Genomic DNA, 19,460 nt, shown 5'->3' on the forward strand with positions numbered 1-19,460 from the left:
GGCCTTTCCGGGCCCGGCCGGTCACGCCCGGCCGGGTCCTTTGTGGACCCGCTCGTCATCGCCCGGCCACATCATCCCGCGGGTGAACGCGCGGTCCCCGAGCGCGTCCGTGCTGTCGACGAACTGGTCGATCGCCCCGGTCAGCGCCCGCAGCGGCGACCCCGCGAGCAATGGCGTCACGAACCGGCCGGCGTGGATCACCTGGAACGGCCGGTCGTGGTACCCGCTGGTCCGCGGCTCCACCGGATCGGTCAGGCCCAGCTCGTTGTGCAGCACGGCGACGCGCTCGTACGCCGCCCCGAGGTGCCGCTCGCGCTCGCGCCAGGTTGTCGACGCGAGAGCCGCGGTGAAGAGCGGAGTCAGCTCCGCGGCGGCGGGCAACCGGGCGAACGCGCTGCCGAGCCACTTGCTGTACGGCGGATACCGGCGCGCCATCAGCAGGCACAGCCGCATCAGGTCACGGACGAGCCGCGCGGCGACCACCGCCGACCCCAGTTCGTCCCCGGCCTCACCGCACCGGCCGACGAACGCTTCCTCCTGGCCGATGCGCTGCCATTGGCACGCGAGGACGTACCGCCAGACGTCGTCCGGGTACCAGGCGACGTTCCGCCGCAGGGTTTCGAGCCCGAGGTCGTCGTGGAAGACCGCGCCGCCGGTGAACTCGGCGAAGAGCTGGGTGGGGGTCGCGAGCCAGTCGGTGAGCACCGGGTGCCGCGGGTCGAAGCCGAGCGCGCCGCGCGTCCAGTCGCCGAGCTGCGCGACGACGACGCCGTGGTCGGGACGGCCGGTCGTCGGGGCGAGGTGCCGGGTGCCCTCCTCGTCGGTGACGAAGTGTGTCGGATACCCGAGGAACATCCGGGGCAGGTGGTCCGCGAGAAGCTCCGGGATCCCCTCGCCGTCGTCGGTGAACAGCAGCAGCCGCGGCCCCCAGTTGTGGTCGGTGGAACGGGGCGAGTCGAAGCCCAGCACTTCGGAGCCGTACCCGATGAGGGCGGCGGTGTACCGGAGGCCGGGCAGCTCGCGGCGCAGGATCGGCCGGACCGCTTCCGCGTGGAAGCGCCGGGCCAGTTCGATTCCGGGGACGAATTCCATAAGCTCATTGTGACGTGCGAAAGCGCGAAGCGCGCTTCATTATGCGAAGCAGCTTCGCAGCGCTTCGCGGACGGATTCCGTTGTCACACAGGCAGAACAGCGACCTCCTTGCGGTGAATCCGCGCGCGGCCTGCCCTGTTTTGTCGGAGGTCGCCTCTAGCGTGCGGGGCATGACCGAAAAGAGCACGGTGCGCACGCGGGAAATGGCCTTCGAACTGAAGAGCCAGCGTGAGCAGAAGGAGATGTCCCTGCGCGAGGTGGCGCGGCGCGCGGACTGGTCGGCGTCGAAGGTGTCGGCCTGGGAGAACGGCCGCCGCATCTCGCCGATCGAGGCGGCGATCTACCTCGCCCACTGCGGCACGAAAGCCGCCGAACGCGCGCGGCTCCTCGAACTGACCAAGCCGCCCGGCGACCTCTACTGGGTGCGGCCCTACTTCGACAAGCTCGTCGACCCGATGAAGTCGCTCATCATCCAGGAGAACCTGGCGAGCGCGATCATCTCGCACAGCCCGACCGCCATCCCGGGCATGCTGCAGACCGAAGACTACGTCAAGGAACTTCACGAACTGACCGGCCGCTACACCGCGGACCGCCTCAAGATCCTCGTGCAGGCGCGAGTCGACCGGCAGCAGCTCCTGCAGCGACGGAATCCGCCGCGCTGCACCTACTTCGTCTACGAGCGCAGTCTCCGGACCGTCGTCCGCGATCCGGCGCTGATGCACGAGCAACTGCAGTACCTCGTGCTGTCCACCAACCTGCCGCACTGCACCATCCGGGTGCTGCCGGACTCCGCGCCGCCCTACCACCTCGTCGGCAGCCGGTTCACCATCTTGGAGTTCGCCGAGCATCCGCCGGTCGTCTACGAGGAAACCTACGCGGCCGGTCTGTTCATCGACGATCGGATCGCGGTCGAAGCGTTCTATGTTCTCGCCACACGCCTGGAACAAGCGGCCCTGTCTGAGGGAGAATCGAGGGCGATGCTCGTCCGGCTGGCGGAGGAGTTCGAACACATGAAGGAGTGACCGATGGCGGCCCGGGAACTCGTCTGGTTCAAGAGCAGTCACAGCGATGCCGACACCGAACACAGCACCTGCGTCGAAGTGGCGCTGACCTCGGAGGTCACCGCGGTTCGCGATTCCAAGGCGCCCGGCGCCGGGCATCTCACCGTCCCCCACCCCGCGTGGAGCGCGCTCCTCAGCTCGCTTCGCTGACCCGTTCCCCGTCGTGCCAGACCGCCCGGATCCGGCCGGGCAGGTCGGTCACGTCGAGGTCCGGGCCGTCGAGCAGCACGAGGTCCGCGCGCAGGCCCGGCTCGAGGCGGCCGCGGTCGTCGTCGAGGCGGAGCAGCCGGGCCGCCTCGGAGGTGGCCGCCTTCAGGGCTGCCGCGTCGCCGAGCACCGCGGCCAGCAACCGCAGCTCGGTCGCCAAGTCGACATGGGGACGCGGGGCGAGGTCCGAGCCCGCGGCGATGCGGATGCCCGCTTCCACCGCGAGGCGGAGTGAGCGCCGGTGCGTCTCGGCGAACTCGCTGTCGCTGATCGGCGAAAGCGTCGGCACGTACCAGGCGTCGGCCATGGCTGCGACGGCGGAGTCGTCGAGGAAGGTGCCGTGCTCGATGCTGCGCGCCCCGGCGCGGGCCGCCGAGACGACCGCCGCGGCCGTGTGTGCGTGGGCCATGACGTCCCGGCCGCAGCGGCGAGCCTCCTCGACGACCGCGAGGAGTTCGTCGTCGGCCGGGCGGACGTCGACGCCGGCGCGGATCGACGCCATCGCCCCGCCGGCGCCGATCTTGATCCAGTCCGCGCCCGCGCGCACCATCCGGCGGACCGCCGCGCGGGCGGCGTCCGGCCCGTCGAACAGCGGGTCCGGCAGCGACGGGTCGCCGAAGGTGTCGACAGCGCCCGCGGGCGGTTCCCAGCTGTCGCCGAGCCCTCCGGTCGGCCCCAGCTGGCGAAGGCTGACTAACAGGTCCGGGCCGGTGAGCCAGCCTTCGCGCAACGCGTGCTTGAACCCGGCGTCGGCGCCCCAGGCGTCCCGGACGGTGGTGATCCCGCGCGCCAGCAGCCCCCGCAGCACCGGCACGGCTTCGAGGATCCGAGCGCTGCGCGGCAACGGCTCGGTCCGCGGGAACGCGACGTGCACGTGACAGTCGACGAGCCCGGGGATCAGCAGCCCGCCCGAGCAGTCGACGCGCTCGCCGCCGTCGAGGCCGGGCCCGACCTCGGCGATGCGGTCGCCGTCCAGCCGGACGTCCGCGCGGGTCGTCTCACCGGTGTCGGGATCGAAGACCCGCGCTCCGGCGAGCACCGTCACGCGAGTCCCTTGCGGTAGACGAACAAGTCGCACGGCGTGGCCAGCAGCGGCGCGAGGTGCGGGTAGTCCTCGGCGAGGTCGACGTGGTGCGTCACGCGGTAGCCGAGCCGGCCGTACCACTCGGCCAGGAACACCTTCGACGGGTGCTGCCACTCCCGGGGCACCAGCAGCTCCAGCTGCATCTCACGGCAGCCGGCGTCCCGGCTCGCCCGCTCGGCGAACCGGACGAGTTCGCGCCCGATGCCGATACCCCGCCGCGCCGGGTCGGCGGCGAGCATGCCGAACTCACCGGTGTTCTCGTCGAGCCGCTGGAGCCGCGTCGAACCGGCGAGATCACCGTCCACCCGCGCGACGGCGATCTCCCCGGCCCGCACGAGCCCGGCCATCTCGGCCGCCGACGTCCGGTCGGTGTTCTCCTGCCAGAGACCCTTCTCGGCCTCGGCGTAAACCTGGTTGACCAGCCCGGTGAGCCGGGCGATCAGCGTGACGTCGTCCGCCGCGGACGGCGGCAGCAGTTCGATCTCCGGTACTCCCATGCGACCATCCTGCCGCAGCTCACTGCTCGCGCGAAAAGACGCTCGCGAACCGGCTTGAGCACGGTTCGCGAGCGTCGGGGGAAAAGCGTTACTTGTCTCGCCGGAAGAGCTTGTTGCCCAGCCACACGATCGGGTCGTACTTGCGGTCCGCGACGCGCTCCTTCATCGGGATCAGCGCGTTGTCGGTGATGTGGATGCCCTCCGGGCACACCTCCGAACAGCACTTGGTGATGTTGCAGTACCCGAGGCCGTGCTCGTCCTGCGCGGCGTCGCGGCGGTCCGCGACGTCGAGCGGGTGCATCTCCAGCTCGGCGATGCGCATCAGGTACCGCGGCCCGGCGAAGGCTTCCTTGTTCTCCTCGTGGTCACGCACCACGTGGCAGGTGTTCTGGCACAGGAAGCACTCGATGCACTTGCGGAACTCCTGCGAGCGCTCGACGTCCACCTGCTGCATCCGGTACTCGCCCGGCTTCAGGTCCGCCGGCGGGGTGAACGACGGGATCTCCCGCGCCTTCGTGTAGTTGAACGACACGTCGGTGACGAGGTCGCGGATCACCGGGAACGTCCGCATCGGCGTCACCGTGATGACCTCGTCCTCGGTGAACGTCGACATCCTCGTCATGCACAGCAGGCGCGGGCGGCCGTTGATCTCCGCCGAGCACGAACCGCACTTGCCCGCCTTGCAGTTCCACCGCACCGCGAGGTCCGACGCCTGGGTGGCCTGCAGCCGGTGGATGATGTCGAGGACGACCTCGCCCTCGTTCACCTCCACGGTGAAGTCCTGCAGCTCGCCGCCGGTGTCGTCGCCGCGCCAGACGCGGAAACTCGCCTTATAGCTCATGCCTTGCTCCCGGGGTGCGTCTCGAGCTCCGCATCGGTGTAGTACTTCCCGAGTTCGCCGAACTCGAACAGCTCCAGCAGGTCCTGCCGCAGCGGCACCTGCTCCTTCACCGTGACGTCGATGTCCGGCACGACCGGGTTGTCACCCTCCGAAGCCGCGCACACCAGGAGCTTGTTGCGCCACTCGGCGTCGAGGCCCGGGTAGTCGTCCCGCGTGTGGCCGCCACGGCTCTCGGTCCGCGTCAACGCGGCTTTCGCGACGCACTCGCTGACCATCAGCATGTTGCGCAGGTCGATCGCGAGGTGCCAGCCCGGGTTGAACTGCCGGTGCCCCTCCACGGTGACGCGCAGGATCCGCTGCCGCAGCTCGGCCAGCTTCACCAGCGCCTGCTCGATCTCGCCGGCCTTGCGGATGATGCCGACCAGGTCGTTCATCGACTGCTGCAGCTCGGTGTGCAGGGTGTACGGGTTCTCGGCCGTCGCGCCCTCGGGCGGGTCGAACGGCGCGAGCGCCATCTTCGCCGCGGCGTCCACATCGGACTCCTCGACCGCCGGCCTGCCGTCGAGACCCATCACGTACTCGGCGGCGCCGAGCCCGGCGCGGCGCCCGAAGACCAGCAGGTCGGACAGCGAGTTGCCGCCGAGCCGGTTGGACCCGTGCATGCCGCCCGAGCACTCGCCGGCCGCGAACAGGCCGGGCACGCTCGCCGCGGCCGTGTCCGGGTCGACCTCGATGCCGCCCATGACGTAGTGGCAGGTCGGGCCGACCTCCATCGGCTCCGCGGTGATGTCGACGTCCGCCAGCTCCTTGAACTGGTGGTACATCGACGGCAGCCGCTTCCGGATCTCCTCGGCGGGAAGCCGGCTGGCGATGTCGAGGAAGACACCGCCGTGCGGGGAGCCGCGGCCCTCCTTGACCTCGGAGTTGATCGCGCGGGCCACCTCGTCGCGCGGCAGCAGGTCCGGCGTGCGGCGGTTGTTCTCCTGGTCGGAGTACCAGCGGTCGGCTTCGTCTTCGCTTTCCGCGTACTGGCCCTTGAAGACGTCGGGCACGTACTCGAACATGAACCGCTTGCCGTCGGAGTTCTTGAGCACCCCGCCGTCGCCGCGCACGCCCTCGGTGACGAGGATGCCCTTGACGCTCGGCGGCCAGACCATCCCGGTCGGGTGGAACTGGACGAACTCCATGTTGATCAGCTTCGCGCCCGCCCGCAGGGCCAGCGCGTGGCCGTCGCCGGTGTACTCCCACGAGTTCGACGTCACCTTGAACGACTTGCCGATGCCGCCGGTGGCGAGCACGACCGCGGGTGCCTCGAAGAGGACGAACCGCCCGCTCTCGCGCCAGTAGCCGAACGCGCCGGCGATCCGGCCCTCGGTGGTGAGCAGCTCGGTGACCGTGCACTCGGCGAAGACCTTGATCTTCGCTTCGTAGTCCCCGGTCTCGGCGAAGTCCTCCTGCTGCAGCGAGACGATCTTCTGCTGCATCGTGCGGATCAGCTCGAGGCCGGTGCGGTCACCGACGTGGGCGAGCCGCGGGTAGGTGTGCCCGCCGAAGTTCCGCTGGCTGATGCGGCCGTCGGCGGTGCGGTCGAACAGCGCGCCGTAGGTCTCGAGCTCCCAGACGCGGTCGGGTGCCTCCTTGGCGTGCAGCTCGGCCATCCGCCAGTTGTTGAGGAACTTCCCGCCGCGCATGGTGTCGCGGAAGTGCACCTGCCAGTTGTCGTTCGAGTTCGCGTTGCCCATCGAGGCCGCGCACCCGCCCTCGGCCATCACCGTGTGCGCCTTGCCGAACAGGGACTTGCACACGACCGCGACGCGGAAGCCGCGTTCGCGCGCCTCGATCACAGCTCGCAGACCGGCGCCACCGGCACCGATCACCACCACGTCGTAGCTGTGCCGTTCGACCTCGGTCATGAAGAGATTCCACCTCGGAACTGGGGACGTCAGTTTTTTGGGAGCACTGTCGGGCGGGGCGCTAGTTGACGAATCTCAGATCCGCGATCGCGCCGCTGGCCACGAGCATGACGTAGAAGTCGGTCAGCACCAGCGTGCCGAGCGTCGTCCAGGCCAGCGTCATGTGGCGGGTGTTGAGCTTCGAGACCTTGGTCCAGATCCAGTAGCGCACCGGGTGCTTGGAGAAGTGCTTCAGCCTGCCGCCGGTCACGTGCCGGCACGAGTGGCAGGACAGCGTGTAGGCCCAGAGCAGGATCACGTTGGCGAGCAGGATGATGTTGCCCAGCCCGAACCCGAAGCCGCCGGTCTTGCCGTGGAACGCCGTGATCGCGTCGTAGGTGTTGACCAGCGAGACGATCAGCGCGACGTAGAAGAAGTAGCGGTGGACGTTCTGGATGATCAGCGGCAGCCGCGTCTCGCCGGTGTACTTGGCGTGCGGTTCCGCGACGGCGCAGGCGGGCGGGGAGAACCACACCGACCGGTAGTAGGCCTTGCGGTAGTAGTAGCAGGTCAGGCGGAACCCGAGCAGGAACGGCAGCACGACGAACCCGAGCGGGATCCAGCCGGGCAGGTCGCCGAACCAGTGGCCGAAGTGGCTCGAGCCCTCGACGCAGGAAGTGGACAGGCAGGGCGAATAGAACGGCGTCAGGTAGTGGTAGTCGGGCACCCAGTAGGCGGTGCGCACGAACGACCGGACCGTCGCGTAGACGATGAACGCCGACAGTCCGAGCACGGTCAGCAGCGGCTGGAGCCACCACCGGTCCGTGCGGAGGGTGCGCTCGGCGATCCGCGCCCGCTTCGGGGCCTGGACGCCGGTGCCGACGCCGTTGTCAGCGGGTGCGCTCACCGCTGGTCGCGCTTGTAGCCGCCGACGCCTTCGTCATCGGCGCCGTGCCACAGCGCCGGGTCGTAGGGGGTGTCGGGTACCGGGACGCGTTCGGCCGCCTTGGCCTGGGCGGGCACGGCCGGCGGCACACCGTCGAGATCCGCGGTGTCGATGTCGAGGCGCTCCACGTCGTTGGCGAGCCGGCGCACCGCCGACGCGTCGCCGTAGCGCGAGCGCAGTGCGCCGACGCACTGCCTGAGCTGGCCGATGGTTCGCCGCAGCTCGGCGATCTCGGAGGTGGACATCATGCCTCCCGGGTGGTGGTGGGGCCGACAGGGAACCGGCCGGGCGATCGCTCGCCCCTACGGCTTTGCCGCGCGTGGTGCAGTGTGACAACTAGCACACTAACGGTTCCGGGGGTGATCGGGGTCACGCGGGTCGATCATCTGAATCGATTTTGATTCGGCGTTTTCCCGAGGTACTGTGGCCAGAGTCACGACCCAGAGGCGCCAGCGCTGCCGTCCCGCGGACCACCCCACCCCGTGATCCGGAGCCGGACATGAGCCATCCCACCACGCCCCTGCATCCCGTCGTCGCCGAAGTCACCGCTCGCATCGCCGCGCGCAGTGCTGCGACGCGGTCGGCGTACCTCGACCGCATGACCGCCGCGCACGCCGAAGGCCCGGTCCGCCGTGGTCTCGCGTGCAGCAACCTCGCCCACGGCTTCGCCGCCATGGAAGGCGCCGACAAGGAAGCGCTGCGGGCCGCGCGCGCCCCCGGCGTCGCGATCGTCTCCTCCTACAACGACATGCTGTCGGCGCACCAGCCGATGCAGGAGTACCCGGCCTGGCTGAAGAAGTCCGTGCGTTCCGCCGGCGGTGTCGCCCAGTTCGCCGGCGGCGTCCCGGCCATGTGCGACGGCATCACGCAGGGCCGCGCGGGCATGGAGCTGTCCCTGTTCAGCCGCGAGGTCATCGCGATGTCGACGGCGATCGCGCTCTCGCACGACATGTTCGACGCCTCGCTGCTGCTCGGGGTGTGCGACAAGATCGTGCCCGGCCTGCTGATCGGCGCGCTGTCGTTCGGGCATCTCCCGGCGATCCTGGTGCCCGCCGGGCCGATGAACTCCGGGCTGCCGAACAAGGAGAAGGCCCGCGTCCGGCAGCTGTACGCCGAAGGCCTCGCGACCCGCGAAGACCTCCTCGACGCCGAAGCGGCGTCGTACCACTCGGCCGGCACCTGCACGTTCTACGGCACGGCCAACTCGAACCAGATGGTCGTCGAGGTGATGGGCCTGCACCTGCCGGGTGCCAGCTTCGTCCAGCCGGGTTCGTCCTTGCGTCGCGCGTTGACCGAAGAAGCCGGACGGCGGGTGGTCGCGATCTCGCGCGGCGAGGAGTACACGCCGGTCTCGCGGATCCTCGACGAGAAGGCGTTCGTCAACGGCGTCATCGCGCTGCTCGCCACGGGCGGCTCGACCAACCACACCATGCACCTGGTCGCCGTCGCCGCGGCCGCGGGCATCGAGCTGAGCTGGGACGACTTCTCCGACCTCTCGGCCGTCGTGCCGCTGCTAGCGCGGGTCTACCCCAACGGCAGCGCCGACATCAACCACTTCCATGCTGCCGGCGGCATCCAGTTCCTGGTCGGCACGCTGCTCGACGCCGGGCTGCTGCACGAAGACGTGCACACGGTGGCCGGGTTCGGGCTGCACCGCTACCGGGCCGAGCCGATCCTGTCCGACGGCGAGCTGGTCTGGCGCGACGTGCCCACCCGCAGCCTCGACGAGGACGTGCTGCGCCCGGCGTGGCGCCCGTTCGCCGCGGACGGCGGGCTGCGGATGGTCGAGGGCAACCTCGGGCGCGCGGTCGTCAAGGTGTCCGCGGTGGCGCCCGAGCACCGCGTCGTCCAGGCGCCGGCGCGGGTGTTCACCACTCAAGAGGACTTCAAGGCCGCGTTCGAGGCCGGCGAGCTGGACCGGGACGTCGTCGTCGTGCTCCGGCAGCAGGGCCCGCGGGCCAACGGCATGCCGGAGCTGCACGGCCTGACGCCGGCGCTGGGCGTGCTGATGGACCGCGGGCACGCCGTGGCGTTGCTCACCGACGGCCGGATGTCAGGCGCGTCGGGCAAGATCCCGGCCGCGATCCAGGTGACGCCGGAGGCTGCCGCGGGCGGCCTGATCGCCCGCATCGCGGACGGCGACGTCATCCGGCTCGACGCTTCCGCGGGCTCGCTCGACGTGCTGGTCGGTGACGAAGAACTCGCCCGTCGTGAGCTTGTGGACTCGCCGCCGTCCGAAGCATCCTGGACCGGCACCGGCCGAGAGCTGTTCGCCGCGTTGCGCCGTGCCGTCGGCCCCGCCGACCAGGGCGCATCCGTGTTCGGCGGTTTGACTCCGGAGCACTTCGGAACGCCCGCTTTCGCAACCCAGGAGGTCGGTCAGTGACCACCGGTCAGGACCTGCTCGAGCTGTCCCCCGTGATGCCCGTCGTGGTGATCGACGACGCCGCCGACGCGGTGCCCACGGCGCGGGCCCTGCTCGCCGGCGGGATCGGGGTCATCGAGCTGACCCTGCGCACCCCGGCCGCGTTGTCGGCGATCGAGCGCGTCGCCGCCGAGGTGCCGGACATCGTCATCGGCGCGGGCACCGTCGTCTCGCCGGACCAGGCGAAGCAGGCGGCCGACGCGGGCGCGAAGTTCCTCGTGACACCGGGCTGCACGGACGCGGTCGTCGACGCGTGCTTCGAGTCCGGGCTGCCGTTCCTGCCCGGCGCGAGCACGGTGTCCGAGGCGATGCGGCTGGCCGAACGCGGCCTGTCGGCGCTGAAGTTCTTCCCGGCGGAGGCGTCCGGCGGCGTCGCGTACCTGAAGTCGATCGCGGGCCCGCTGCCTTCGCTCAAGTTCTGCCCGACCGGCGGGATCACGGTGGCTTCGGCGCCGTCCTACCTGGCGCTGCCGAACGTCGGCTGCATCGGCGGCTCCTGGCTGACGCCGAAATCCGCGGTGGCGGCGGGTGATTTCGCCGCGATCGAAAAGCTGGCCGCGGAAGCCGCGAAGCTGTAGCGCAGATCACCCCGGGCGCCAACCCCGCCCGAACGGCCGAACAAAACGTCCGCATTCCGGGAGCACCGTTCCAGCGCGCTGGAACGGTGCTCCGAGCGGGTGTGGCGGCGGTCATGGATTCCGCCGAATGTGCCGGTGAACGGGCCAATTGCGCTGTGGTGAGTGATTTACCGGCCTGTTATCGTTCCTCCTCGCTGTTTCGAGCGAGGAGAACCGGTGTCCCTGACCAGCGTGGTCGCCCCCAGCCCCGAGTCCGTCGCCGCCCTGGTCGGCGAGCGGCTTTCCCTGTCCGCCCTCCACCAGCTGGGCGGCACCCTCGGCGGCTATTCCTTCGTCAAGGTCGTGGTGGACCGCGAGAATTCTGTCATCCACTTCCTGAACGACGCGCGCCATTCCTTCCACGCGATCTATATCGGCGAGGAGATCCTCGGCGTGCCAGGAGAACGGGTGCGCGCCGAGATCGATTCGTACAACGAGGCCTTCTACCACGCGCCGGACCGGCGGTTCCTGCTCGGTATTCTCGCGCTGCACCCGCAGCTGCTTTCGCTGGAAACGGTCGAGGTCGACACGATGCCGGCCGAGCTGATCCGCGAGTTCCACGCCTTCGTCGCGCAGTACGTCGACCCGGCGCTGCCGCTGCTGTTCAAACCGGCCAACCAGCTGCAGGAACGGCTCGTCCGGGAGATCCCGGCGAGCGAGCTGCCCCGCGTCTTCGCGCACGAACTGTTCTCCACGGCGCCGTTCGTGGCGCTGAACCCGGGCACGGTCACGGGACGGCTGCGCGCGTTCCGCACCGAAGCCGAGTACCGGGCCGCGACGCTGGATTGGACCGACATCATCGTGATGGACCGGGTGCCCGACGACATCCCGCGCCTGTCGGGCATCGTCAACGCCCGGCACACGACGCCGTTGTCGCACACCAACGTCCTCGCCACCGGCTGGCAGATCCCGAACGCCGTCCAGCTCGACGTCCTGGCCGAGATCGACCGCCGTGGGCTCGACGGCAAGTGGGTCGAGTACACAGTGGACAGTCAGGCGTCGTCGATCTCCTTGACCGAGGTGGCGGCCCCCGCCGAAGCGGCGCCGCCGTCCTGGTACGCCCAGCGTGTCACCCTCGAGGAGCCGGAGGCCGGCCACAACCCGATCGTGAACCTCACCCGGCTGCGCGCGTCCGACCGGCACCGCTACGGCACCAAGGCGGCCAACCTCGGCGAGCTGCACCACGTCCTGGCGAACGGTTCGCAGCGGCTGCTCGGCTTCTACCAGGTGCCGCGGCCGCCGCGGGACAACCTGCTGCCGTACCTGGCCCGGCTGCTGGACGTCGCCCCGGAGGCCGACCTGGCCGCGGCGGCCCACCGCCTGCTCGACGAGCACATCCGCGTGCCGCGCGGCGTCGCGCTGCCGTTCTCGCTGCAGCGGCGGTTCCTGGAGTCGTCGCCGCGGATCCAGCAGGCCATCGGCAAGCTGAAGATGGCCCTGGAGCTGGACGCGCGGGAGATCGAACCCCTGTGCGTCGAGCTGCAGGGCCTGATCCGGTCGGCGCGCCTGCCGGGCGCGCTCGCCGGCGAAATCGACTCCGCGCTCGTGTCGCAGCTGGCCGGGGTGCGGGCGTTCGTGGTGCGCAGCTCGTCGAACGCCGAAGACCTCGCCGGGTTCTCGGCCGCCGGGATCTACGAGTCGATCAACCACGTCACCACCGCCGAGCGGATCTTCGCCAGCGTCAAGGAAGTCTGGGCTTCGCTGGTGTCGGTGCGCAGCGTGCGGCTGCGCCACCAGGCCGGGATCTCCCTCGACGAGTGCTTCATGGGCGTCGTGATCCAGGAACAGGTCTCGGCGGACTTCGGCGGGGTGCTGGTGACGACGAACCCGATGAACCGCGCGGACTTCCGCTCGGTGTACGTCAACGTGTCGCCGGAGGTCACCGACGTCGTCGACGGTTCGGCGTTGCCGATGCAGTACCTGTACTCGACGGTCGAGGGCGGCGGCCGCACGGTGTCGCTCGGCGACGCGGCCGCGGACCTCGACGAGCGGGCCCACGAGCAGCTGCAGCGGCTCGCCGTCGCCGGCCGCCTGCTGCAGGGCCACTTCTCGCCCGACTACACCTTCGAATCACCGGTGGACGTCGAGTGGCTCGCCGACCGCGACCACGTCCACCTCGTCCAGCTGCGCCCCTATTCGGCCTGACCTTCCCGGGAGACACGACCATGCTGGGCCTTCGCCTGCCCGCGAAACCCGACGTTCAGCGCACCGTCCGGCTGACCTACGGGTTCCAGTTCTTCTTCGGCCTGCTGCTGTGGGTGCCGATCTTCTACCAGTACCAGAAGCTCGCCGGCCTCTCCGACGGCGAGATCTTCGGCATCCAGAGCATCTACTACATCGTGTTCTGCCTGCTGGAGATCCCGACCGGGATGCTCGCCGACCGGTTCGACTACCGCACCTCGCTGACGGCGGGCGCCGGCGTGCTGGTGGTGGCGAACCTGGTGCCGGTGGTCCTGGGCGCGTACCCCGGGTTCCTGGTGCATTTCGTGCTGATCGCCCTGGCCCGCTCGCTGGTGTCCGGCGCGCAGAGCGCGTACCTGTACGAGTACCTGCACGCTTCCGGTTCCGGCGAACACTACCTTCGCGTGGAAGGCGTCGGCCGCGCGTACAGCCTGATCGGCAAGATCGTGTTCTGGCCGGTGATCGGTCTGCTGATGACGTGGAACCTCCCTTCCCCGTACTGGCTGACGGCGATCAACGCGGGCATCGCGCTCCTGTTCGCGCTGAAGCTCCCGCCGATCCCCGGCGGCCGCCGGACGACCGGCAAGACGGCGTCGATGCTCGCGGGAGTCGGCGGCGCGCTGTCGGCGCTGCGCTCGTCCCGGTGGCTGGCGTTGCTGATGGTGCAGGGCATCGCGATGTTCACGCTGGTCCGGATCTGCCAGGTGAACCTGTTCCAGCCGATCCTGGAGTCGAAGTCGCTCTCGGTGAACTGGTACGGCGCGGTGCTGGCCGCGATGACGGTCTTCGAAGCGCTGGGCGCGGCCCGTCCCCACCGGCTCCGCCGCGCGATCGGCCCGGTGGGCTCGGTGTTCACGCTGACGATCGTGATGGCGCTGTGCCTCGGTTTCGTCGTACCGGCCGGCTCCTTCCCGGCGGTGGTCCTGTTGTGCGTCTTCGCCGTGGCGACGGGTATCGCGTTCCCGGTCCAGAAACAGCTGCTGAACGATTCGATCCCGGACTCCCGGTACCGCGCGACCCTGCTGTCGATGGAGTCCATTGTGGACCGCGCGGTGTGCGCGCTGGTCGCGGTGGCACTGGGCGCGTCCCTGGCCGCCGGACAGCTGAACGAGTTCCTGGTCCTGACGGCCGTGGTGACGTGCGTCGCGATGGGGTTGCTGGCGGCGCTGCTGCTGGCGGTCCGCAAGCACCGCTCGGACCGGCGGCGGCCGGTCCGGCGGGAGCCGGTGTCCGCCACCTCCCCCTGAACCGGGTGGTGCCCGGCGGTCCGGCCGTCAGTCGATGACGGCGTCGTCGAGCAGGGTGGACTCCGCGCCGTACGCGCGGAGTTCCTCCCTGATCACCGTGTACGCCAGCCCCTGCGGGTAGCCCTTGCGCGCCAGGAACCCGAGCAGCCGCCGCAACGCCGTCTGCTCGTCGACGTTGCCCAGTGAGCCGAGGCGCTTGCGGACCAGTTCCCTGGCCATCTGCTCCTCGGACTCGCGGTCGACCTCTTCCGCCGCCTGCGCGGCGACCTCGCCGTCGACGCCCTTGCGCCGCAGCTCGGCCACCAGTGCCGTGCGGGAGAGCCCCTGGTTCGCGTGGCGGGACTTCACCCACAGCTGGGCGAATTCCTCGTCGTTCACCAGCCCCGCCCGGTCGAGCTTGCCGAGCAGGGTCTCGCAGGTCTCTTCGTCGAACCCCTTGCGGTGCAACGTCTGCCGCAGCTCCTCCTGGGTACGCGGCCGAGCGGCCAGGAGATCGAAGCAGATCTCCTTGGCCTTCTTGTACCGCTCCTCGGGAGGCAACTCGGCGGGCGGCACCTTGGGCGCCCTCGCCACCTGGATCACTCCTCGTTCTTCACAACCAAAACCCCACATCCCCAAACCGCACGCCACAAAGCCGCACGTCAAGGCCCAACGCAACCACGGCGGGGGTCCAGGGGGCTCGCCCCCTGGCGGGGGTCCGGGGGTTCGACCCCCGGAGGACACGGCGAAGGGATAGGGGCAAGCGCACTCCGCGAGCACACCTCACCCAATCCCGCAGCCCTTCCCCCTCCGAACGGATCAGAAGTCGACCGGCGCCGGGACGGGTTCGACGGCGTCCGCGTCGAGCTGCGGGCCGATGCCGAGCTTCTCCTTGATCCGCTTCTCGATCTCGTTGGCGATGTCCGGGTTGTCGCGCATGAACTTCCGCGCGTTCTCCTTGCCCTGGCCGAGCTGGTCGCCCTCGTAGGTGTACCAGGCACCGGACTTGCGCAGGATGCCCTGGTCGACCCCCATGTCGATGAGCGAACCCTCGCGGGAGATGCCGTGGCCGTACAGGATGTCGAACTCGGCCTGCTTGAAGGGCGGGGCCATCTTGTTCTTGACGACCTTGACGCGGGTGCGGTTGCCGACCGCTTCGCCGCCGTCCTTCATCGTCTCGATGCGGCGCACGTCCAGGCGGACCGACGCGTAGAACTTCAGCGCCTTGCCACCGGTGGTGGTCTCCGGGGAGCCGAACATGACGCCGATCTTCTCGCGCAGCTGGTTGATGAAGATCGCGGTGGTGCCGGAGTTGTTCATCGCACCGGTCATCTTGCGCAGCGCCTGGCTCATCAGCCGGGCCTGGAGGCCGACGTGCGAGTCACCCATCTCGCCCTCGATCTCGGCGCGGGGCACGAGCGCGGCCACGGAGTCGATGACCAGGATGTCGAGCGCGCCGGAGCGGACCAGCATGTCCGCGATCTCCAGGGCCTGCTCACCGGTGTCCGGCTGGGAGACGAGCAGCGCGTCGGTGTCGACGCCGAGCTTCTTGGCGTAGTCCGGGTCCAGCGCGTGCTCCGCGTCGATGAACGCCGCGATGCCGCCGTTGCGCTGCGCGTTCGCCACCGCGTGCAGGGCGACCGTGGTCTTACCGGAGGATTCCGGCCCGTAGACCTCGATGACCCGGCCGCGGGGCAGGCCGCCGATACCGAGCGCGACGTCGAGGGCGATCGAGCCGGTGGGGATCACGGCGATGGGCGGCCGGGTGTCCTCGCCGAGGCGCATCACCGAGCCCTTGCCGTACTGCTTGTCGATCTGCGCGAGCGCGAGCTCGAGCGCCTTGTCCTTGTCGGGTGCTGCAGGCATGGAAGTCCACCTCGCTGGTCTGAGCCCCGTCGAGGGCTCTCTGTGTCGGTTCTTCAGCTGTCCGGTCCGACGCTAGCGGCGGGGACCGACAATTCCAGGCGCGGCGCCCAATCTGTGGATCGCTGGACCCGATGTGGACAACACCTTAGACGAACACCTGTTCGAGGTCGGCGGCGACACACCCTTGCGCTAGGATTTTCGCCCGCCCGGGTCAGGACCCCTCGGTGTTCACCCAGGTCAGCGCCGTTCGGCCGGGATGTCGAAGGCGTCGCAGACCTCGCGCCAGACCTCCTTCGCCGGAATTCCCGCGGTCAGCGCCTGGTCGACGGTGCGCCCGCCGAGCCCGCTGAGGACGTGGTCCCTGGCCAGCACCTGAGCCCGCCCCGAGCCGAACTCGTCGGCCATCAGCCGCCGGAAAACCGTGATCCGCATCGAACCCACTCTAACCGGAGGGCGCGAACGGACCGTTCGCTACTCCCCGGGCTGGACGCTCTGCTCGAAGTAGTCGGCCAGCGTGCCCGGCGTCGTCGCCTGGGCCTGGTCGCTCGTGTTCAGCTGGTAGATGAACCCGGCCAGGGGCCGGTCCGACACGGTGAACACGAGCACCGCCGACGTCTTGCCCGCGGCCGAGGAGTAGTGCCCCTTGAGCCCGTTGCCGCCCCAGTCGGCCTCGGTGCGGTCGCCGCCCGCCGAAGCGAGCAGGCCGTCGGTGTACTGCTTGAGCGTGGCGGCGTCGTCGCCGTGGACGTAGGTCACCTGGGTGCCCGCCCGGCCCGGCGCGGAGCAGGTCGAGGACACCCCGATCTGCTGCGCCGGCGCCGCCGGGCCGTTGCCCATGCCCGGCTTGCAGTCGCCGGTGTCGGCGATCTTCCCGGCGAGCTGGCGCAGGCAGCCGGTGAAACCCCGGTCGTCCGCGTGTCCCGGCTTCTTGCACTGCTCCGCGGTGTAGGTGGTCACCGAGGACGACGACGTGAGGAAGAACGTCAGCCCCGCCGCGAGCACCACGACGACTGCCGCCGCGATCCCGATGACCAGCTTCTTCTTCCCGCCGGGCTTCGGCTTCGGCTCGCCCTGGTCGGGCGGCGAGTACGTGGGGAAGTTCGATGGCGCGGACTGCGGGCCGCCGGGCGGGAAGTTCCCGTAGTACTGCCGTGGAGGAGGCGGCGCGTACTGCGGACGGCGCGGTGGAGCACCCGCGGCCACGGCCCCCTCGACGTTCTGGGTGCGCATCGACAGCCCGTCGCGGGCGACGTGCTGCGCGCCGAGCGCGACCGCGGTCTCCGGCTGGTCGAGGCTGCCCGGCACGACACCGAGCTTCTCCGCGATCATCGTGCCGACCAGCGGCAGCCTGCTCGACCCGCCGACGAGGTAGATGCCGGCCAGCCGGTCCGGGGTCAGCCCCGACGACCGCAGCGTCCGCGACAGCAGCTCGACGCTGCGCAGCATCGCCGGCCGGACCAGGCCCTCCAGCTCGCCGCGGGTGACGAGGACGTCCTTGAACGGCTCGGGCATCGGCACCTCGGTCTGCGGGTGCCGCGACAGTGCCTCCTTGGCCGCCTTGACGTCCTCCTGCAGCGCGCGCCGGGTGCGCCGGTCGGCGGTGGACTCGGGCCGCAGCAGCCGCTGCCAGCGCTGCGGGTCGGAGTGCGAGACCTCGCGCCCGACGTGCACCATCAGCGCCTGGTCGACGTCGAGGCCGCCGAGGTCGGGCAGGCCGTCCTCGGCGAGCACCGTGAACCCGTTCTGCGTGGCGCCGACGACGGCGACGTCGAAGGTGCCCGCGCCGAGGTCGTAGACGGCGAGCGCCTGGCCCGGGGCCAGGGACTTGCCGGGGAACGACGCGAAGTGCGCCGCCGCCGCGACCGGTTCGGGCACCAGCAGGATGTTCGGGCCCATCCCGGCGAGCCGGGCGGCGGACATCAGGACGTTGCGCCGGGTCTGGCCCCACTGCGCGGGGTGGGTCAGCCGGACTTCGTCGGGCTGTTCGCCGCCGAGCTGGCGGGTGGTCTCTTCGAGCACGCGGCGCAGGATGGCGGCGAGCGCGTCGGCCACCGGGACGACGTCGGTGCCCAGCAGCAGGGTCTGCTCGTCGATGCGGCGCTTGGGGTTCGGTTCGAAGCGCGTGGGGTCGAGGCGGGCGCGGCGCTCGGCGTCGCGGCCGACCATGATCGTGCCCTCTTCGGTGGCGAACACCGCCGACGGCATGTTGGCCGAGCCGTCCACCTCGACGACCCGGGGCGGCCTGCCGTGCGCCGAAAGCACCGCGACGGTGTTGGACGTCCCCAGGTCCACCGACAGGATCCGCACTGAACTCCCCTTCACGAACACACGCCCCGACGGCGTTCGCCGTGATGCTGCCATGCGCGTGGTGACCGTGCGTGCGGACCCGCGAAAGTCACAGTCCGATCACCCCGGTCGCGCGGAAAACGATCGACACCGCGCCGATCTGGGTACCCCGCACATCCGAGCAGGCAGTCCCCGCCACGGAAGGAAGAGCCCTTGAGCGACCTCCCCATCCTCGCCGTCACCCTCGGCGACCCCGCGGGCATCGGCCCGGAGATCACCCTGAAGACCCTCGCCGAGCCCGAATCGCTCCAGCTGGCGCGGGGGATCGCGGTGGGCGACGCCATCGTGCTGGAACGCCTGGTCCGGCACCTGGGCCTGCACCTGGAGGTCAACCCGGTCGCGACGGTCGCCGACGCGCGCTTCACCACCGGCGTGATCGACGTGCTCAACCTCGGCGTGGTCACCGAAGACCTGCCGTGGGGCGAGGTGAACGCGACCGCGGGCGCCGCGGCGGTCGGGGCGATCGAGGTCGCGACCCGGATCGCGCTGGCCGGCGAGGTCGACGCGATCGTGACCGGGCCGATCAGCAAGGAGGCCATCCGGGCGGCGGGCTCCCGGCACCTCGGGCAAACCGAAATGCTCGGCGAGCTGACCGGGTCGACCCGGTTCACCACGATGTCCTGGGTGTCCGGGCTGAAGATCTTCTTCGCCACCCGCCACCTTTCGCTGCGCGAGGCGCTCGACCGGATCACCCGGGAGAACATCGAGCACGCCATCCGCGAGGCGTACACCGCGCTGGAGGTCTTCGGCACGGAGAAACCGAGGCTGGCGGTGGCGGCGCTGAACCCGCACGGCGGGGAGAACGGCGAGTTCGGCGAGGAGGAGATCGTCGCGATCGCCCCCGCGGTGGCCGCCGCCCGTGCCGCCGGGCTGGACGTGGTCGGCCCGATCCCTGCGGATTCCGTGTTCCACCTGGGGATCCAGGGCCGGTTCGACGGTGTGCTCTCGCTCTACCACGACCAGGGGCACATCGCGTCGAAGACGTACGACTTCGACGGCACGGTGTCGGTCACGGTCGGCCTGCCGATCCTGCACACGTCGGTCGACCACGACACGGCGTTCGACATCGCCGGCACCGGCCGGGCCCCGCACAGCACCATGCAGGCTGCGTTCAAGGCCGCCGCGACCCTGGCGCCGTTCGCCCGCAGGCTGCCGGTCGTCTACCCACCGGGCCGGTGA

The 19,460-nt window shown here is 70.2% G+C and carries 18 protein-coding genes; 7 read left to right on the plus strand and 11 right to left on the minus strand.

Annotated features, from left to right (window positions below):
- Positions 1-21: 21 nt before the first annotated feature.
- A complete protein-coding gene (locus tag CF165_RS37815; protein ID WP_093952400.1) occupies positions 22-1,092 on the minus strand; it encodes a DUF4037 domain-containing protein in 1,071 nt (356 codons plus the stop codon).
- A 170-nt stretch (positions 1,093-1,262) separates the two neighbouring features.
- On the opposite strand from CF165_RS37815, the gene CF165_RS37820 reads away from it, so the two are divergent.
- Both CF165_RS37820 and CF165_RS37825 read left to right on the plus strand, forming a co-directional pair.
- Positions 1,263-2,114 carry a helix-turn-helix domain-containing protein gene (locus CF165_RS37820; RefSeq protein ID WP_093952401.1) on the plus strand — a complete coding sequence of 284 codons (852 nt, stop codon included), beginning with the start codon at positions 1,263-1,265 and terminating at the stop codon, positions 2,112-2,114.
- 3 nt (positions 2,115-2,117) lie between these two features.
- Positions 2,118-2,303, plus strand: coding sequence for a DUF397 domain-containing protein (locus CF165_RS37825; RefSeq protein WP_093952402.1), 186 nt, complete (start codon positions 2,118-2,120; stop codon positions 2,301-2,303).
- Here the strand turns inward: CF165_RS37825 and CF165_RS37830 are convergent.
- From CF165_RS37830 to CF165_RS37855, 6 genes are all read right to left on the minus strand, one after another.
- Positions 2,287-3,405: an amidohydrolase family protein gene (locus tag CF165_RS37830; RefSeq protein ID WP_158226872.1), complete on the minus strand. Its 1,119-nt coding sequence runs from the start codon at positions 3,403-3,405 to the stop codon at positions 2,287-2,289. The two genes, CF165_RS37825 and CF165_RS37830, sit on opposite strands and share 17 nt — an antisense overlap.
- Entirely contained in the window at positions 3,402-3,941 is a 540-nt protein-coding gene (locus tag CF165_RS37835) for a GNAT family N-acetyltransferase (protein WP_093952404.1), read from the minus strand. The genes CF165_RS37830 and CF165_RS37835 overlap by 4 nt, the downstream gene beginning before the upstream one ends.
- A gap of 88 nt (positions 3,942-4,029) precedes the next feature.
- Positions 4,030-4,782, minus strand: a complete 753-nt coding sequence (locus CF165_RS37840) for a succinate dehydrogenase/fumarate reductase iron-sulfur subunit (RefSeq protein ID WP_003054483.1) — start codon at positions 4,780-4,782, stop codon at positions 4,030-4,032.
- Positions 4,779-6,695 (minus strand): fumarate reductase/succinate dehydrogenase flavoprotein subunit, encoded by a 1,917-nt coding sequence (locus CF165_RS37845; RefSeq protein ID WP_093952405.1) that lies wholly within the window; start codon positions 6,693-6,695, stop codon positions 4,779-4,781. Before CF165_RS37845 ends, CF165_RS37840 begins: the two co-directional genes overlap by 4 nt.
- 61 nt (positions 6,696-6,756) lie before the next feature.
- The gene (gene sdhC / locus CF165_RS37850; protein ID WP_093952406.1) at positions 6,757-7,581 is read right to left on the minus strand and encodes a succinate dehydrogenase subunit SdhC; all 825 of its coding nucleotides are present in this window, start codon (positions 7,579-7,581) and stop codon (positions 6,757-6,759) included.
- Positions 7,578-7,865: an Rv0250c family protein gene (locus tag CF165_RS37855; RefSeq protein ID WP_026469165.1), complete on the minus strand. Its 288-nt coding sequence runs from the start codon at positions 7,863-7,865 to the stop codon at positions 7,578-7,580. Before CF165_RS37855 ends, sdhC begins: the two co-directional genes overlap by 4 nt.
- A gap of 254 nt (positions 7,866-8,119) precedes the next feature.
- Between CF165_RS37855 and edd the strand changes: the two genes are divergently transcribed.
- The 4 genes from edd (at position 8,120) to CF165_RS37875 (ending at position 14,090) form a co-directional block, all read left to right on the plus strand.
- Complete coding sequence (edd, locus tag CF165_RS37860; RefSeq protein ID WP_167441690.1) at positions 8,120-10,006, plus strand: phosphogluconate dehydratase; 1,887 nt, start codon at positions 8,120-8,122, stop codon at positions 10,004-10,006.
- The gene (eda, locus tag CF165_RS37865) at positions 10,003-10,623 is read left to right on the plus strand and encodes a bifunctional 4-hydroxy-2-oxoglutarate aldolase/2-dehydro-3-deoxy-phosphogluconate aldolase (protein ID WP_093952407.1); all 621 of its coding nucleotides are present in this window, start codon (positions 10,003-10,005) and stop codon (positions 10,621-10,623) included. Before edd ends, eda begins: the two co-directional genes overlap by 4 nt.
- 216 nt (positions 10,624-10,839) lie before the next feature.
- Positions 10,840-12,807: a PEP/pyruvate-binding domain-containing protein gene (locus tag CF165_RS37870; protein WP_093952408.1), complete on the plus strand. Its 1,968-nt coding sequence runs from the start codon at positions 10,840-10,842 to the stop codon at positions 12,805-12,807.
- A 20-nt stretch (positions 12,808-12,827) separates the two neighbouring features.
- On the plus strand, positions 12,828-14,090 hold the full coding sequence (locus CF165_RS37875) for an MFS transporter (RefSeq protein WP_093952409.1): 1,263 nt from the start codon (positions 12,828-12,830) through the stop codon (positions 14,088-14,090).
- A gap of 27 nt (positions 14,091-14,117) precedes the next feature.
- Here the strand turns inward: CF165_RS37875 and CF165_RS37880 are convergent, their stop codons facing one another.
- From CF165_RS37880 to CF165_RS37895, 4 genes are all read right to left on the minus strand, one after another.
- Positions 14,118-14,645 (minus strand): regulatory protein RecX, encoded by a 528-nt coding sequence (locus tag CF165_RS37880; RefSeq protein ID WP_093952452.1) that lies wholly within the window; start codon positions 14,643-14,645, stop codon positions 14,118-14,120.
- Between the two features lie 243 nt (positions 14,646-14,888).
- A complete protein-coding gene (gene recA, locus CF165_RS37885) occupies positions 14,889-15,935 on the minus strand; it encodes a recombinase RecA (protein ID WP_093952410.1) in 1,047 nt (348 codons plus the stop codon).
- Positions 15,936-16,172: 237 nt separating this feature from the next.
- Positions 16,173-16,367 (minus strand): DUF3046 domain-containing protein, encoded by a 195-nt coding sequence (locus CF165_RS37890; protein ID WP_093952453.1) that lies wholly within the window; start codon positions 16,365-16,367, stop codon positions 16,173-16,175.
- Positions 16,368-16,406: 39 nt separating this feature from the next.
- Positions 16,407-18,242 (minus strand): Hsp70 family protein, encoded by a 1,836-nt coding sequence (locus tag CF165_RS37895; RefSeq protein ID WP_093952411.1) that lies wholly within the window; start codon positions 18,240-18,242, stop codon positions 16,407-16,409.
- Positions 18,243-18,434: 192 nt separating this feature from the next.
- Between CF165_RS37895 and pdxA the strand changes: the two genes are divergently transcribed.
- Positions 18,435-19,460: a 4-hydroxythreonine-4-phosphate dehydrogenase PdxA gene (pdxA, locus tag CF165_RS37900; RefSeq protein WP_093952412.1), complete on the plus strand. Its 1,026-nt coding sequence runs from the start codon at positions 18,435-18,437 to the stop codon at positions 19,458-19,460.

Origin of the sequence: Amycolatopsis vastitatis, from assembly GCF_002234595.1 — a bacterium.
GTDB classification, from domain to species: Bacteria; Actinomycetota; Actinomycetes; order Mycobacteriales; family Pseudonocardiaceae; genus Amycolatopsis; species Amycolatopsis vastitatis.

Excerpts from the sequence above, each read along its gene's own strand:
- CF165_RS37815 (WP_093952400.1), bottom strand. The coding sequence starts at position 1,092 with ATGGAATTCGTCCCCGGAATCGAACTGGCCCGGCGCTTCCACGCGGAA.
- CF165_RS37820 (WP_093952401.1), top strand. The coding sequence starts at position 1,263 with ATGACCGAAAAGAGCACGGTGCGCACGCGGGAAATGGCCTTCGAACTG.
- CF165_RS37825 (WP_093952402.1), top strand. The coding sequence starts at position 2,118 with ATGGCGGCCCGGGAACTCGTCTGGTTCAAGAGCAGTCACAGCGATGCC.
- CF165_RS37835 (WP_093952404.1), bottom strand. The coding sequence starts at position 3,941 with ATGGGAGTACCGGAGATCGAACTGCTGCCGCCGTCCGCGGCGGACGAC.
- CF165_RS37840 (WP_003054483.1), bottom strand. The coding sequence starts at position 4,782 with ATGAGCTATAAGGCGAGTTTCCGCGTCTGGCGCGGCGACGACACCGGC.
- CF165_RS37845 (WP_093952405.1), bottom strand. The coding sequence starts at position 6,695 with ATGACCGAGGTCGAACGGCACAGCTACGACGTGGTGGTGATCGGTGCC.
- CF165_RS37855 (WP_026469165.1), bottom strand. The coding sequence starts at position 7,865 with ATGTCCACCTCCGAGATCGCCGAGCTGCGGCGAACCATCGGCCAGCTC.
- edd (WP_167441690.1), top strand. The coding sequence starts at position 8,120 with ATGAGCCATCCCACCACGCCCCTGCATCCCGTCGTCGCCGAAGTCACC.
- CF165_RS37875 (WP_093952409.1), top strand. The coding sequence starts at position 12,828 with ATGCTGGGCCTTCGCCTGCCCGCGAAACCCGACGTTCAGCGCACCGTC.
- recA (WP_093952410.1), bottom strand. The coding sequence starts at position 15,935 with ATGCCTGCAGCACCCGACAAGGACAAGGCGCTCGAGCTCGCGCTCGCG.
- CF165_RS37890 (WP_093952453.1), bottom strand. The coding sequence starts at position 16,367 with ATGCGGATCACGGTTTTCCGGCGGCTGATGGCCGACGAGTTCGGCTCG.